The sequence below is a fragment of the Micromonospora globispora genome, assembly GCF_003857015.1.
Lineage (GTDB): Bacteria > Actinomycetota > Actinomycetes > Mycobacteriales > Micromonosporaceae > Micromonospora > Micromonospora globispora.
Genome location: NZ_QGGF01000241.1, coordinates 1 through 12,815, shown reverse-complemented (window position 1 = coordinate 12,815; position 12,815 = coordinate 1). Strand labels below are relative to the sequence as shown.

Genomic DNA, 12,815 nt, shown 5'->3' with positions numbered 1-12,815 from the left:
GGTACCGGCGTACCGGTCAGCACCCGCGTCGAGCCCGCTCGTGGCGGCCTCCGGAGCCCGCTCGTGCGCGTCGATCCCGTCGTCCACGTCGGCCGGCGTCGGCGCCGGTCCCGCCCCGGAGAGCGCGGCCGCGATCCGGTCGGCGACGGTCGTCGGCATCTCCGGCGCCGGGCCGCTCGCCCACTCGGCCAGGTCGGCCCGCACGAGCTCCATCGCCGGTGCCAGCGTCGCGTACGCCCGGCCCAAGGCCGGGTCCTCCTCCACCAGCCGGGCCACCGTGGCCTGCTCCGGGGTGCCGTCCAGCGCCCCGCCGACGTAGTCGGCGAGCAGGTCGTGGTCGACCTCGCTGAACTCCCGGGGGCTCACGTCTCCTCCTGGTTGGGGTCCCGCCGGGACGGTCCCGACGTCGATCCGACGCCCTCGGGTGCCCGCGGGTTCCCCGAGGTGACGCGGGGCACGCCGGCGGCACGGTTGACCGGGCGCGGCACCTCCGGCGCGTCGGTGGATCCGGTACGCAGGTGCCCGAGTCGGGCCGCCAGCCGGGCCCGGCCACGGGCGCAGCGGCTCTTGACCGTGCCCTCGGCCACGCCGAGGATCCGGGCCACCTCGGCCACCGGATACCCCTGCACGTCCACCAGGATCAGCGCGGCCCGCTGCTCGGCCGGCAACTCGGCCAGCGCCTGCCGCACCACCAGGGCGGTGTCGTGGTCCCGGACGGGGGCGGCGAGCTCGACGCCGCCGGTGTGGTGGCCGGGCTCCCCGGCCGGTACGCCGTCCGGCAGCGGGACCGTCGCGTGCGTCTGCCGCCGGCGGATCCGGTCCAGGCAGGCGTTCACCACGATCCGGTGCAGCCAGGTGGTCACCGCCGAGTCGCCCCGGAAGCGGGCCGCTGCGCGGTGCGCGGAGAGCAGCGCGTCCTGCAGGGCGTCGGCGGCCTCCTCGCGGTCGCCGAGCGTCCGCAGGGCCACCGCCCAGAGCCGGTCCCGGTGCCGGTGGAACAGCGTGGTGAAGGCGTTCCGATCGCCGGCGACGTGGGCGCGAAGCAGCTCGATGTCGCTCGCCTCGACGCCCGGGACCGCGCGCTCGTCCATCACCACATCCGGCCGGTGTGGTACCCGGGCAGCGCCGGCCGGTTCACGACCCCTGAACGGTGAGCTCCTGGACACCGATCTTGTAGCCGTCGCCGCTGTCCTTGCGCGGCAGCTCGGTGATCCAGAACAGCAGGTAGCGGTACTTCTTGTCCGGGTCGAAGCCGTTGCTGAAGGTCAGCCGGGTGCCGTCGGCTCGCACGGAACCCTCGCCGATCGGCGTCTTGAGGTATTCCTCGACCAGCTTCTTGTCACCGGAGGAGCTGGAGGCCGGGTCGCTGCTGCCCGTGTAGAGCTGGGCGGTGGCCCCGCTGGCGGAGAACACGGCCTGCACCGACTTCACGGTGTGCTCAGCGCCGAGGTCGATCCAGACCCCCATGCCGCGCTTGAGGCCGCCGAACTTGGCCGACTTGTAGGTGTCGGTCTCCCAGCCCTCGTCCAGGTCGCCGTCGATGACCTTCTCGGCGTCACCCAGCTCGTTGCGGCTATTGCTGTCCGGGTCGATGATCCGGATGTCCTCCACGGCCAGCTGGCGGATGACGGCGGCGGGCTGGCTCGGCGCGTCGGCCGGTGCGCTGCTGGTGGGGCGGGCCACCGGCTCGGTCTTCGGCTTCTTGTCGTCGCCGCCCAGGGCGCTGATCCCGATGAGCAGCCCGACCAGGGCCACCGCCAGCAGACCGGCGATGCCCATCGCCACCTTGCGGCCACCGGCGGCCGCCAATGGCGACGGCTCCTCCTCGGTCTCGGCCGCGAAGCGCAGCGGGCCGGCCTGCTCCAGGAACTGCTCGTCGGCCGGGATGTCGAGCCGGCCGAGCTCGGCCGCGAGCACGTCCGAGGACGGCGGGGCGATCTCCGGGTCGAGCAGGTCCATGGTGAGGTCGTCGAGGTACGCCGGCACGCCGGCCCGGACCTGGCGGGGGGCGGCGATCGCGCCGGCGGCGTCGCGTACGGCGTCCGGGATGGCGGCCCGGCCGTGGCCGGCGGTGGCGCCGTGCAGCGGGGCTTCGCCGTGCGGCCAGTGCCCGGTCAGGGCGAAGTAGAGCACCCCGCCGATCGCGCGGATGTCGTTCTCCTGGCTGTCCGCGCCGTCGGTCCGGGCGTCGGCCACGACGACCCGGCCGTCATCGCTGATCATGACGGTGCCCGGGTGCACGTTGCCGTGCACCATGCCGGTCGCGTGCACGGCAGCTAGGGCGCTGGCCACGGCGTTGCCGATGGCGGTCGCCCGGGCCGGGTCCAGCGGCCCGTCGGCGGCGACCAGTTCCCGGAGGGACTGGCCGTCCACCCACTCCCGGACCACGTACGCCCGGTCGGCCTCGTCGATCGCGTCGTAGACGCCGACCAGGTTGGGGTGGATGACGCGACTGGCCGCGACCGCGGCCTGGAGCATCTCGGTGGCGGAGTCGCCACCCGGGTAGCGGAGGACCACTGCGACGGGACGGCGCAGCACGACGTCAACCCCGCGCCAGACCAGCCGGCCCGCACTGTCGTTGTTGATGTGCTCGACCAGCTCGTACCGCTCGGCAAGGATCTCACCGGCCGTGGGAGCACCGAAGGTCATGACCGGCGGCGAACTCTCCTCCGCCTCCTGACCCTCGCCGACCTGGGTCACCCGTCCTCCCTCGGTGATCGCGTCGATCGATGGACCCGTGCTGCTGGGCATGTGCTTCCCGCTCTGCCTTCGAAGGAACCGGCAGACCGGTGTCGACACCGAGCGTCGGCACCCGCCGTATCCGTCGAGAGCGACCTTACCCGGGATGCCCGGTTCTCCGACATGTCATCTTTCCCGCCGTGACCGGTGGGCCGCCAGCATCGAGGTGATCGTCCGGTTACGACCGTTGTCAGCCACGTTGCTGGTACATGCACCAGCCAATCTAGAGGTTGACCGCAAGGGGTCGACGTCAGGGGCACGCCGACGCGGGAGACCTCGCCGGCACCCCGGCCGAGTTCCCCCCCGTTCGGTGCGCCACCCTCGTCCGTACGGTTGGTTGTCCACAGGCCGAGAGGCCCAGTCAGCGGCGAAACGCTGAGTTATCCACAGGCGTATCCCCAGCCTGGTGATCCTCGTTCACCGTCCGTCATCCGCGCCGGTCAGCGGCCGAGGCGGCGCCGCACCATCCCGACCACCTCGGTGATCTCGCCGATCCGGAGCACCATGGCCAGCCCCAGATACGTCCCGCCGATCACCGCGCCGCCGACGATCAGCTGGACGGCCGCCGCGAACCAGCTCAGGTCGGCCGGGTCGCCGGGGAGCAGCTTGACCACCAGCAGGCCGACCACGGCGGCGCCGAGCGCGGCCAGGACGACCCGGCCCATGGTCCGCATGATCCCGCCCAACCCGATCCGACCCACCCGCGGGCGGAGCAGCATCGCGGAGATCACCGCCGCGGCCAGGTACGAGATCGCGTTGCCGGCCATCATGCCGGCCGCCGCGAAGGTGGCCGAGAAGGCGAGGAAGAGGCCGATCTGCAGCAGCACCCGCAGCGCCACCACCGGAATGTTGATCAGCGCCGGGGTGCGGGTGTCCGGCAGCGCGTAGAAGGCGAAGGTGAAGAGCTGGCTGATTGCGAACGGCACCAGCCCCAGCGCCGCGACCAGCAGCACGGTCGACGTGGCGACCGCGTTCGCGCCGGTGAAGGCGCCGTACCGGAAGACCACGACGGAGATCGGGGCGGCCAGCACCGCGTAGCAGACCGCGACCGGGGCGAGCACCGCGGTGACCATCCGGGTGCCCCGGGACAGGTCGGCGGTGACGTCCCGGAACCGGCCGTCGGCGGCCGCCGCGCTCATCCGCGGCATCAGCGCGGTGATGATCGAGACCGCGATGATGCCGTGCGCCATCATCAGCAGCAGGAAGACGTTGTTGTAGATCATGATGCCGGCGGTGTCGTCGCCGGCCGCCCGGGTCAGCAGGTTGACCACCACGAAGAGGCCGAGCTGGTTGACCGCCACGTAGCAGAACATCCAGGCACCGAGCTTCGCCAGCTCGCGCAGGCCCAGCTCGCGGAAGTCGAACCGCCACTTCCACCGAAAGCCGACCTTGCGCAGCGCCGGCAGTAGGCCGGCGCTCTGCACCGCCACGCCGAGCAGGGTGCCGCCGCCGATCAGCAGGATCCGGGCCCAGCCCATCTCGGCCGGCTTGAGCAGCTTCGCGCCGAAGACCGCGATGTAGAGCGCGCAGGTGCCGATGACCACGAGGTTGTTCAGGATCGGCGCCCACATCGGGGCGGCGAAGTGCCCCCGGGTGTTGAGCACCGCGGCGATCAGCGCGCTGACGCCGGTGAAGAAGAGCATCGGCAGCATCAGGTAGGACAGGTCGTTGACCAGTCCCGTGTAGGCCGCGTCCTTGCCGCTCGCGTAGAGGGCGGTCAGCACCGGCGCCAGGATCACCGCGATCAGCGCGGCGCCGGCCAGGGTGAGCACCGCCAGGGTGAGCAGCCGCTGGGAGTACGCCTCACCCCGGTCCGGGTCGGCCTTGCGCCGACGGACCAGCACCGGGATGAGCACGCTGGTGAGTACGCCGCCGAGCAGGAACTCGTAGACCTGGTTCGGCAGGAACTGGGCGGTCGTGTACGCGTTGCCGATCAGGCCACCACCGAGGGCGGCGCCGATCATGAGGTTGCGGATGAAGCCCGTACCCCGGCTGACCAGGCTGCCGATCGCCATCACCGCGCTGTTCGCCGCGGCGCTGGTCTCGGCGACCACCTCCTGCGGCGGCGCGATCGCCTCGACGCCGGGCTGGTTCAGCGGCTCCGCCGAGATGAAGGTGGCGTCGTCGGCCGGCGTCGGGCCGCCACCCTGCGCGGCGTTCGCGCTGCGGTAGAGCCCGCCGCTCATCTCCAGCCTCCAAGGGGGTACGGCCGAGCCGGACGACCGGCCCGCACGCCCAAGACCTTAGTCAACGCCCGCCTGTTACCCGCGCCCGGCGGATCAGATCCCGCCCCGGCCCGATAGGCTGGCGATCCCATGTCCGAAGTCTCCGCATCTCACGCCGACCGCCGCGAACTCACCGCCGCGCAGCGCAACGCCGTCGCCGAACTGCTCCGGGTCTCGCCGGTCGCCGACGAGCTCGGTCGCCGCTTCGCGCGGGCGGGCCATGAACTGCACCTGGTGGGCGGTTCGGTACGGGACGCCCTGCTCGGCCGGCTCGGCGAGGACCTCGACTTCTGCACCGACGCCCACCCGGACGAGACGATCCGGATCCTCAAGGGCTGGGCGGAGTCGATCTGGGAGACGGGCCGGGAGTTCGGCACGATCGGCGCCCAGCGCGACCGACTGCAGCTGGAGATCACCACGTTTCGTGCGGAGGCGTACGACCAGGTCAGTCGCCACCCGGTGGTGGAGTACGGCACCAACCTGATCGATGACCTGAAGCGCCGGGACTTCACCATCAACGCGATGGCGGTGAGCCTGCCCGAGCACCGCTTCACGGACCCGTACGGCGGTCTGGACGACCTTGCCGCCAAGGTGATCCGTACCCCCGGCACGCCGCGGGAGTCGTTCGGTGACGACCCGCTGCGGATGCTGCGCGCGGCTCGGTTCGCCGCGCAGCTCCGCTTCCAGGTTCACCCCGACGCGCACGCCGCGATGACCCAGATGGCGGCCGACCTGGATCGGATCAGCGCCGAGCGGGTCCGGGACGAGTTCACCAAGCTGCTCTGCGGGGCCGACCCGGTCACCGGGCTGCGGCTGCTGGTCGACACCGGCCTGGCCGACCGCTTCCTGCCGGAGCTGACCGGGCTCAAGCTGACGATCGACGAGCACGCTCAGCACAAGGACGTCTACGAGCACACGCTGACCGTGGTCAGCAACGCGGTCTCGATGGAGGAGGACGGCTGCGACTTCATCCTCCGGATGGCCGCGCTGATGCACGACGTCGGCAAGCCGGCGACCAAGGCCGTCGGCCCGGACGGGCGGGTCAGCTTCCACCACCACGAGGTGGTCGGCGCCCGGCTCACCAAGGCCCGGATGAAGGCCCTGCGCTACCCGAAGGACATCACCGCCCAGGTGGTCAAGCTGGTCGCCCTGCACCTGCGCTTCTACGGGTACGGCCGGGGTGAGTGGACCGACTCGGCGGTGCGCCGGTACGTCGCTGACGCCGGAGACCTGCTGCCCCGGCTGCACAAGCTGACCCGCTCGGACTGCACCACCCGGAACCGGCGCAAGGCGGCCGCGCTGGCCGCCGACTACGACGCGCTGGAGGAGCGGATCGCCCGGATCGCGTCCGAGGAGGACCTGGCCCGGGTCCGCCCCGACCTCGACGGCAACGCGATCATGGAGCTGCTCGGCGTACCGCCGGGGCCGCTCGTCGGGAAGGCGTGGCAGTACCTGAAGGAGCTGCGCCTGGAGCGCGGCCCGCTGGACCGCGACGAAGCCGAGGCGGAGCTGCTGCGCTGGGCGCGGGAGCAGGGCGTCCGCGACTGACGCCGGCGATCGAGCGCCGGGCGTACGACGACACGCCGGCGTATCGACCGAACGGGGGACACCCCGGGCGGCGATCTTGCCGCATGATGGGTCGGCGTCCTTTCGGCCCCGCTGAGCATCCCGGCGGTCGTGCCGATCGCCCGTCGCCCGTCCTCCGAGGACGGTCGCCGACCCACGGGGAGAAACTCAGTGCTACGCCGTTCCGCGGTGGCGGGCCTTGCCCTCGCCTCCGCGACCATGCTCGCGTGCGTCACCACCGGGAGCCCGGCGGCGGCCGCTCCCTCCGCCCCGGAGAAGGTGCGGGGCGCCGACGTGGCCGGCGCGGTGCCGGGCCGCTACATCGTCGTGCTCAAGGATCACCGGGCCAGCGCGCGGACCGTCCGGGCCACCGCCGAGTCGCTCTCCGACGCCACCGGCGGGTCGGTCGGCCGGATCTTCACCAGCGCGCTGCGCGGTTGGTCGGCCCGGATGACCGAGGCGCAGGCGGCCCGGCTGGCGGCCGACCCCGACGTCGCATACGTCGAGCAGGTCCACCGCTTCTCGGTGAGCGGTACGCAGAGCAGCCCCCCGTCCTGGGGCCTGGACCGGATCGACCAGACCACGCCGGTGCTCAACCGGTCCTACACCTACCCGGCCACCGGGGCCGGCGTGACCGCGTACATCGTGGACACCGGCATCGACATCAGCCACGAGGAGTTCGGCGGCCGGGCCAGCTACGGCTACGACTTCGTGGACGGCGACAGCGTCGCCGACGACTGCGAGGGCCACGGCACCCACGTGGCCGGCACGGTCGGCGGCAGTACGTACGGCGTGGCCAAGGACGTGAAGCTGGTCGGCGTCCGGGTGCTCGACTGCGCCGGCGGCGGCACCAGCGACAAGCTCATCGCCGCCATCGACTGGGTCACCGCGAACGCCGCGAAGCCGGCCGTGGTGAACCTGAGCCTCGGCTTCGGCGGGGTCGTGCAGTCGGTGGACGACGCGATCAACCGGTCCATCGCCGCCGGCCTCACCTACGCCGTGGCGGCCGGCAACGAGCACACGAACGCCTGCCTCTCGTCCCCGGGGGACGTGCCGGGCGCCATCACCGTCGGCGCCACCGATCACCTCGACTTCCGCGCCGCCTTCTCCAACTACGGCTCCTGCCTGGACGTCTTCGCCCCGGGCGTGAACATCCCGTCGGCGATCGGCGAGAGCACCGGCACGGCGGTGGAGAGCGGCACCTCGATGGCCGCCCCGCACGTCGCCGGCGCCGCCGCCCTGCTGCTCTCCGCAAACCCCGACTGGACTCCGTCGGACGTCCGCGACGCGATCGTCGCCGACGGGATCGCCGGTGCGGTGCACGACGCGCGCAGCTCGATGAACCGCCTGCTGCACGTCGGCGCGACCTCGGTGGCCCGTTCCTCGTACGGGCTGAAGGCGCGGGTCAACGGCCGGTTCGTGACCGCGGACAGTGCCGGCACGCTGCCGCTGATCGCCAAGGGAGCCGCGCTCGGCCCCTGGGAGAAGTTCGACGTGGTCGACACCGGCGACGGCTTCGTCGCCCTCCTCGCCAAGGTGAACGGCAAGTACGTCACCGCGCCCAGCTCGGGCACCTCGCCGCTGATCGCCAGCAAGACCACGATCGGCGCGGCGGAGAAGTTCACCCTCGTGTACAACACCGACGGCAGCGTCAGCCTCAAGGCGAACTCCAACGGCAAGTACGTCATGGCGGAGAACTACGGCAAGCTCCCGCTGATCGCCAAGGCGGCCAGCATCGGGTCGTGGGAACGGTTCGACTTCGCCGCCCCGCCGCCGACGGTAAGCATCAAGGCGTCCGCCAACGGCAAGTTCGTGATGGCGGAGAACTACGGCAAGCTGCCGCTGATCGCCAAGTCCACCGCGGTCGGTTCGTGGGAGAAGTTCGAGCTGGTCGACGCGGGGAGCGGGTACCTCGCCCTGCGGGCGAAGGTGAACAACAGGTTCGTCACCGCGGAGAACGCCGGAGCCGCGTCACTGATCGCGCGGTCCAGCGCCGTGGGCGCGTGGGAGAAGTTCTCGGTGCTCGACTACAACACCGACGGGACGCTCTGGTTCGTCGCGGACGTCAACGGCAAGGTGGTGACCGCGGAGAGCGGCGGCGCCAAGCCGCTGATCGCGAACCGGACGATCAACTGGTCCAGCTCCACGCTGGGACTGGGGAGCTGGGAGAGGTTCACCCTCACCGCCATTCAGCCCTGACCCACCACCCGACGACGCCCGCCGAGCCGCCCCGCGAGGGGCAGCCGGCGGGCGTCTCGTTTGCCTGATCGGTGGAGGCGCGGGTGCCGGAAGCCGTGACGTCGGGCGGCGTCCGGCGGTTCACACAGTGACGCCCCACCGACATCACCGACAGGGACAAGACGGAGACGACGGATGTCATCGGACACGCGCACCACCGCGGGAATCCTGCTGATCACCGTCGTCGCCGTGGCGTACGGCGGGCTGAGCCTGCTCGTCCACCTCGCCCGGAGAAGGCCGGGCTACCTGGACAACCCCGTGCGCCGCGGGCTCTGGACGGCCGGCCACGCGCACGCCGGGGTCCTCGTCCTGTTCGCCCTGGTCGCCCTCCCCTACCTCGACCAGACCGACGCGTCGGACGGCATGCGCACGCTGATCCGTACGCTGCTGGTCGCGGCGCCGATCCTGATGCCGCTCGGCTTCTTCCTCTCCGTCCCACGCCCCACCGACACCCGACCCAACAAGCTGATCTGGTTGACCGTCGCGGGCGGCGTGAGCCTGATCGCCGGCGCCGTGCTCCTCGGCTTCGCCCTGCTGTGACGGCCCGGGGTTGGTGGTTCACGCCCGACTGAGGGAAGAATCAGGTTCATGCGCTGGACCGTGCTCGACTCGCCGATCGGTGAGTTCTCCGTGGCCACCGACGGCGAGGCGGTCTGCGGGGCGCACTTCGGGCGGGTGGCGTCGGCGACCGACGAGCCCGCGGACGAGTTGGCCGGCCGGGCGGTGGCGGAGCTGCGGGCGTACTTCGCCGGCGAGCTGACCGCGTTCACCGTGCCGGTGGCGGCGCGCCGGGGGTCGGAGTTCGAGCGGGCGGTCTGGCGGGAGATGACCCGCATTCCGTACGGGGAGACGCTCACCTACGGCGAGGTGGCGCGGGCGGTCGGGGAGCCGGGAGCGGCCCGGGCCGTCGGGGTGGCCTGCAACCGGAACCCGATCCCGGTGATCGTGCCCTGCCACCGGATTGTGGGGGCGGGCGGCAAGCTGGTCGGCTTCGGCGGCGGCCTGCCGCGCAAGGTGACGCTGCTGGAGCTGGAGGCCCGGGTCGCCCTGCAACGCGCCTGGTCCTGACGTACCGCCGGACGGAACGCGCGAGGGCCGGGTCCCTGCGGACCCGGCCCTCGGTGGTGCTCGGTGCGGGCGTCAGCCCGCTCCAGCGACGGAGCGTCAGCGCGTCAGCGCTCGACCTCGCCCTTGATGAACGCCTCGACGGCGGCGTGCGCGTCGTGGTCGGCGTACTGCACGGGCGGGGACTTCATGAAGTACGACGAGGCCGACAGGATCGGGCCGCCGATCTTGCGGTCCAGCGCGATCTTCGCGGCCCGGACGGCGTCGATGATGACACCGGCCGAGTTCGGCGAGTCCCACACCTCGAGCTTGAGCTCGGCGTTGAGCGGGGTGTCACCGAAGGAGCGGCCCTCCAGGCGGATGTACGCCCACTTGCGGTCGTCGAGCCACGGCACGTGGTCAGACGGGCCGATGTGCACGTCGCTCTTGCTCATCTCGTGCGGGATCTGGGAGGTGACCGACTGGGTCTTCGAGATCTTCTTCGAGACCAGGCGCTTGCGCTCCAGCATGTTCATGAAGTCCATGTTGCCGCCGAAGTTGAGCTGGTACGTACGCAGCAGCTCGACACCGCGGTCCTCGAAGAGCTTCGCCAGGGCGCGGTGCACGATGGTGGCCCCGACCTGGCTCTTGATGTCGTCGCCGACGATCGGCAGGCCCGCGTCGGTGAACTTCTGCGCCCACTCGGGGTCGGAGGCGATGAAGACCGGCAGGGCGTTGACGAACGCGCAGCCCGCGTCGATCGCGGCCTGGGCGTAGAACTTGTCGGCCTGCTCGGAGCCGACCGGCAGGTAGGAGACGACCACGTCGACCTGGGCGTCACGCAGCGCCTGCGCCACGTCGACCGGCTCGACGTCCGACTCCTCGATGATCTCGCGGTAGTACTGGCCGAGACCGTCGAAGGTCGGCCCGCGCTGCACGGTCACGCCGGTCGGCGGTACGTCGCACAGCTTGATCGTGTTGTTCTCGCTGGCGACGATCGCCTCAGCGAGGTCCATGCCCACCTTCTTGGCGTCCACGTCGAACGCCGCGACGAACTTCACGTCCGAGACGTGGTAGTCGCCGAAGGTGACGTGCATGAGACCCGGGACGCGGTCGGTCGGGTCGGCGTTCCGGTAGTACTCCACGCCCTGCACGAGGGACGAGGCGCAGTTACCCACACCGACGATGGCGACGCGGACGGAGCCCATAGCGTCTGCCTCCTTCTTCTTCATCACGGCCGCTCTTTCCTGGACTCTCCAGGCGGGGGCGGGCTGTTGTCATCTCGTCGGCCGCCGGCCGTCCCGGGTTCCGGGACCGTCGGGGCTCGGCCGGAGCGCTCGTTGGCGATGAGCTCCTCCAGCCAGCGGACCTCACGCTCACAGGCGTCGAGGCCGTGGCGCTGCAGTTCCAGGGTGTACGCGTCGAGCCGCTCGGCCGCCCGGCCGAGCACGTCACGAAGGCCTTCGCGACGTTCCTCGATTTTTCGACGACGACCTTCCAGGATCCGGAGCCGGGTGGCCTGGTCGGTGCGGGCGAAGAACGCGAAGTGCACGCCGAAGCCCGTGTCGTCGTACGTCTCGGGTCCAGCCTGCGCTATGAGCTGGGCGAAGCGTTCCTTGCCCTCCGCGGTAATGGTGTAGACCACCCGACCACGTCGGCTGGTCAGCGCGGGAACCTCCTCGGCGGTCGCGGGCGTCTCGGCGGCTTCGGTGATCCATCCGACCGCCTGCAGCCGGCGCAGGGTGGGGTAGAGCGAGCCGTAGCTGATCGCCGCCCGGATGGCACCGAGTTTGGCGGTCAGCTCCTTGCGCAGCTCGTAGCCGTGCATCGGAGCCTCCTGCAGGAGGCCGAGGATGGCGAGCTCGAGCATGGCCACCCCTTCTTTACCCCCGGCGCGGAGCGGTAACCGCCGCGATGTATCGGACCGATACATCGCACGTTAGCGGAGTCGCAGGATCAGGGCAAACCCCTGATTGCGACACGCCGTCGTCACGGATCGTGACGGCGGTCGCCTCGTCCCGCCGGACCGCGTACCCTTCTCCGCATGCGTACGCAGCGCCAGGTCGTCGACTACTCGCTCCAGAAGCGAGCGGTGCTGCGCGAGCTCCTCACCGGTCGCGTCGGCACGTACGACGTCTGCGACGCCTCGCCGTACCTCAAGAACGCGGCCCGGTTCCACGGCGAACCGACCGAGGAGCGTTGCCCGATCTGCCGGAGCGAGAACCTCATTCACGTCCACTACATTTACGGGGACGAACTCAAGCAGTCCGCCGGCCAGGCGCGCACCCGCGCCGAGTTGCCCGTGCTGGCGATGACGCTGCGTGAGTTCCAGGTCTTCGTGGTGGAGGTGTGCCTCGGCTGTGACTGGAACCATCTCGTCGAGCAGTTCCTGCTCGGCCGGGACGGTCTGGCCGGTGGCACGGAGGACGGGTCGGAGCAGGGAGCGGTGAGCGGTTCGTCCGCCACGAACGGCTCGACCCCTCGTCGGAGGCGAGAGGCGCAACGGTGATTCGAGCTGGATCGGCCGAGCCGGGCCCGGTGGACGACGGGCGGATCGACCGACAGCTTCTAGGTCCGATTGGTCCGATTACTTCGGATTTGACGCCTGCGCTGCGGCAAGCCCGCGGTGTAGCGTCTCGTGTTCCAGCTCACGGCAACCCGGTGGCGGCGCGTCGGCGTCCCACCGCGACCGGCAGGGTGTGAGGAATGAACTACGGCGATCCCAGTTCTTCGCGTGGGCGGGCCCAGATCCCGGGCCTGAACGGCGACCCCGGTTCCGGTGGGAGCCTGCGCGGGAGTGGCTGGTCATCCGGGCAGGATGGCGGGGCCTCGGCCCGCGCCTCCGTGTCGCCCCGGAGCTCCGCGTCCAGCGGGCGTGCCTCGATCGGCGGCTCGGCCTCGGTGGGCCGGGCCGGTGCGGGACGGGCCTCGGTCCCGGTCTCCCCGGCCGCCGGCGGTTCGGCGGGTCGGGCCTCGGTCGGTACCGCCGGCGGCCGGGGAGAC

11 protein-coding genes and 1 pseudogene are annotated in these 12,815 nt (G+C 71.4%); 6 read left to right on the top strand and 6 right to left on the bottom strand.

The window, feature by feature from the left end:
* The 4 genes from DKL51_RS10995 to murJ form a co-directional block, all read right to left on the bottom strand.
* The coding region (locus DKL51_RS10995; protein WP_498070897.1) for an RsmA family anti-sigma factor at positions 1–366 on the bottom strand (366 nt) is incomplete at its 3' end.
* Positions 363–1,091, bottom strand: coding sequence for an RNA polymerase sigma factor SigM (sigM, locus tag DKL51_RS10990; protein WP_124812016.1), 729 nt, complete (start codon positions 1,089–1,091; stop codon positions 363–365). The genes DKL51_RS10995 and sigM, both read right to left, overlap by 4 nt.
* 43 nt (positions 1,092–1,134) lie before the next feature.
* Positions 1,135–2,751, bottom strand: coding sequence for a protein kinase family protein (locus DKL51_RS10985; protein WP_109947909.1), 1,617 nt, complete (start codon positions 2,749–2,751; stop codon positions 1,135–1,137).
* Positions 2,752–3,179: 428 nt separating this feature from the next.
* Positions 3,180–4,925, bottom strand: coding sequence for a murein biosynthesis integral membrane protein MurJ (gene murJ, locus DKL51_RS10980; RefSeq protein ID WP_124812015.1), 1,746 nt, complete (start codon positions 4,923–4,925; stop codon positions 3,180–3,182).
* A 129-nt stretch (positions 4,926–5,054) separates the two neighbouring features.
* On the opposite strand from murJ, the gene DKL51_RS10975 reads away from it, so the two are divergent.
* From DKL51_RS10975 to DKL51_RS10960, 4 genes are all read left to right on the top strand, one after another.
* The gene (locus tag DKL51_RS10975) at positions 5,055–6,512 is read left to right on the top strand and encodes a CCA tRNA nucleotidyltransferase (protein WP_109965610.1); all 1,458 of its coding nucleotides are present in this window, start codon (positions 5,055–5,057) and stop codon (positions 6,510–6,512) included.
* Between the two features lie 207 nt (positions 6,513–6,719).
* Positions 6,720–8,729 carry a S8 family serine peptidase gene (locus DKL51_RS10970; protein WP_243422771.1) on the top strand — a complete coding sequence of 670 codons (2,010 nt, stop codon included), beginning with the start codon at positions 6,720–6,722 and terminating at the stop codon, positions 8,727–8,729.
* A gap of 174 nt (positions 8,730–8,903) precedes the next feature.
* Complete coding sequence (locus DKL51_RS10965) at positions 8,904–9,308, top strand: hypothetical protein (protein WP_109947912.1); 405 nt, start codon at positions 8,904–8,906, stop codon at positions 9,306–9,308.
* Between the two features lie 48 nt (positions 9,309–9,356).
* A complete protein-coding gene (locus DKL51_RS10960) occupies positions 9,357–9,836 on the top strand; it encodes a methylated-DNA--[protein]-cysteine S-methyltransferase (protein ID WP_124812014.1) in 480 nt (159 codons plus the stop codon).
* A 104-nt stretch (positions 9,837–9,940) separates the two neighbouring features.
* Here the strand turns inward: DKL51_RS10960 and DKL51_RS10955 are convergent, their stop codons facing one another.
* Both DKL51_RS10955 and DKL51_RS10950 read right to left on the bottom strand, forming a co-directional pair.
* Entirely contained in the window at positions 9,941–11,020 is a 1,080-nt protein-coding gene (locus DKL51_RS10955) for an inositol-3-phosphate synthase (protein ID WP_109947914.1), read from the bottom strand.
* Between the two features lie 23 nt (positions 11,021–11,043).
* Positions 11,044–11,682 carry a PadR family transcriptional regulator gene (locus DKL51_RS10950; RefSeq protein WP_109947917.1) on the bottom strand — a complete coding sequence of 213 codons (639 nt, stop codon included), beginning with the start codon at positions 11,680–11,682 and terminating at the stop codon, positions 11,044–11,046.
* Positions 11,683–11,856: 174 nt separating this feature from the next.
* On the opposite strand from DKL51_RS10950, the gene DKL51_RS10945 reads away from it, so the two are divergent.
* On the top strand, positions 11,857–12,321 hold the full coding sequence (locus tag DKL51_RS10945) for a DUF5318 domain-containing protein (protein ID WP_109947915.1): 465 nt from the start codon (positions 11,857–11,859) through the stop codon (positions 12,319–12,321).
* 197 nt (positions 12,322–12,518) lie between these two features.
* Positions 12,519–12,815, top strand: a pseudogene (locus DKL51_RS36265) (hypothetical protein); the annotation flags it as partial.

What these genes read in the sequence shown, in the direction of transcription:
- sigM (WP_124812016.1), bottom strand. Translation starts at nt 1,091, where the DNA reads ATGGACGAGCGCGCGGTCCCGGGCGTCGAGGCGAGCGACATCGAGCTG.
- DKL51_RS10985 (WP_109947909.1), bottom strand. Translation starts at nt 2,751, where the DNA reads ATGCCCAGCAGCACGGGTCCATCGATCGACGCGATCACCGAGGGAGGA.
- murJ (WP_124812015.1), bottom strand. Translation starts at nt 4,925, where the DNA reads ATGAGCGGCGGGCTCTACCGCAGCGCGAACGCCGCGCAGGGTGGCGGC.
- DKL51_RS10975 (WP_109965610.1), top strand. Translation starts at nt 5,055, where the DNA reads ATGTCCGAAGTCTCCGCATCTCACGCCGACCGCCGCGAACTCACCGCC.
- DKL51_RS10965 (WP_109947912.1), top strand. Translation starts at nt 8,904, where the DNA reads ATGTCATCGGACACGCGCACCACCGCGGGAATCCTGCTGATCACCGTC.
- DKL51_RS10960 (WP_124812014.1), top strand. Translation starts at nt 9,357, where the DNA reads ATGCGCTGGACCGTGCTCGACTCGCCGATCGGTGAGTTCTCCGTGGCC.
- DKL51_RS10955 (WP_109947914.1), bottom strand. Translation starts at nt 11,020, where the DNA reads ATGGGCTCCGTCCGCGTCGCCATCGTCGGTGTGGGTAACTGCGCCTCG.
- DKL51_RS10950 (WP_109947917.1), bottom strand. Translation starts at nt 11,682, where the DNA reads ATGCTCGAGCTCGCCATCCTCGGCCTCCTGCAGGAGGCTCCGATGCAC.
- DKL51_RS10945 (WP_109947915.1), top strand. Translation starts at nt 11,857, where the DNA reads ATGCGTACGCAGCGCCAGGTCGTCGACTACTCGCTCCAGAAGCGAGCG.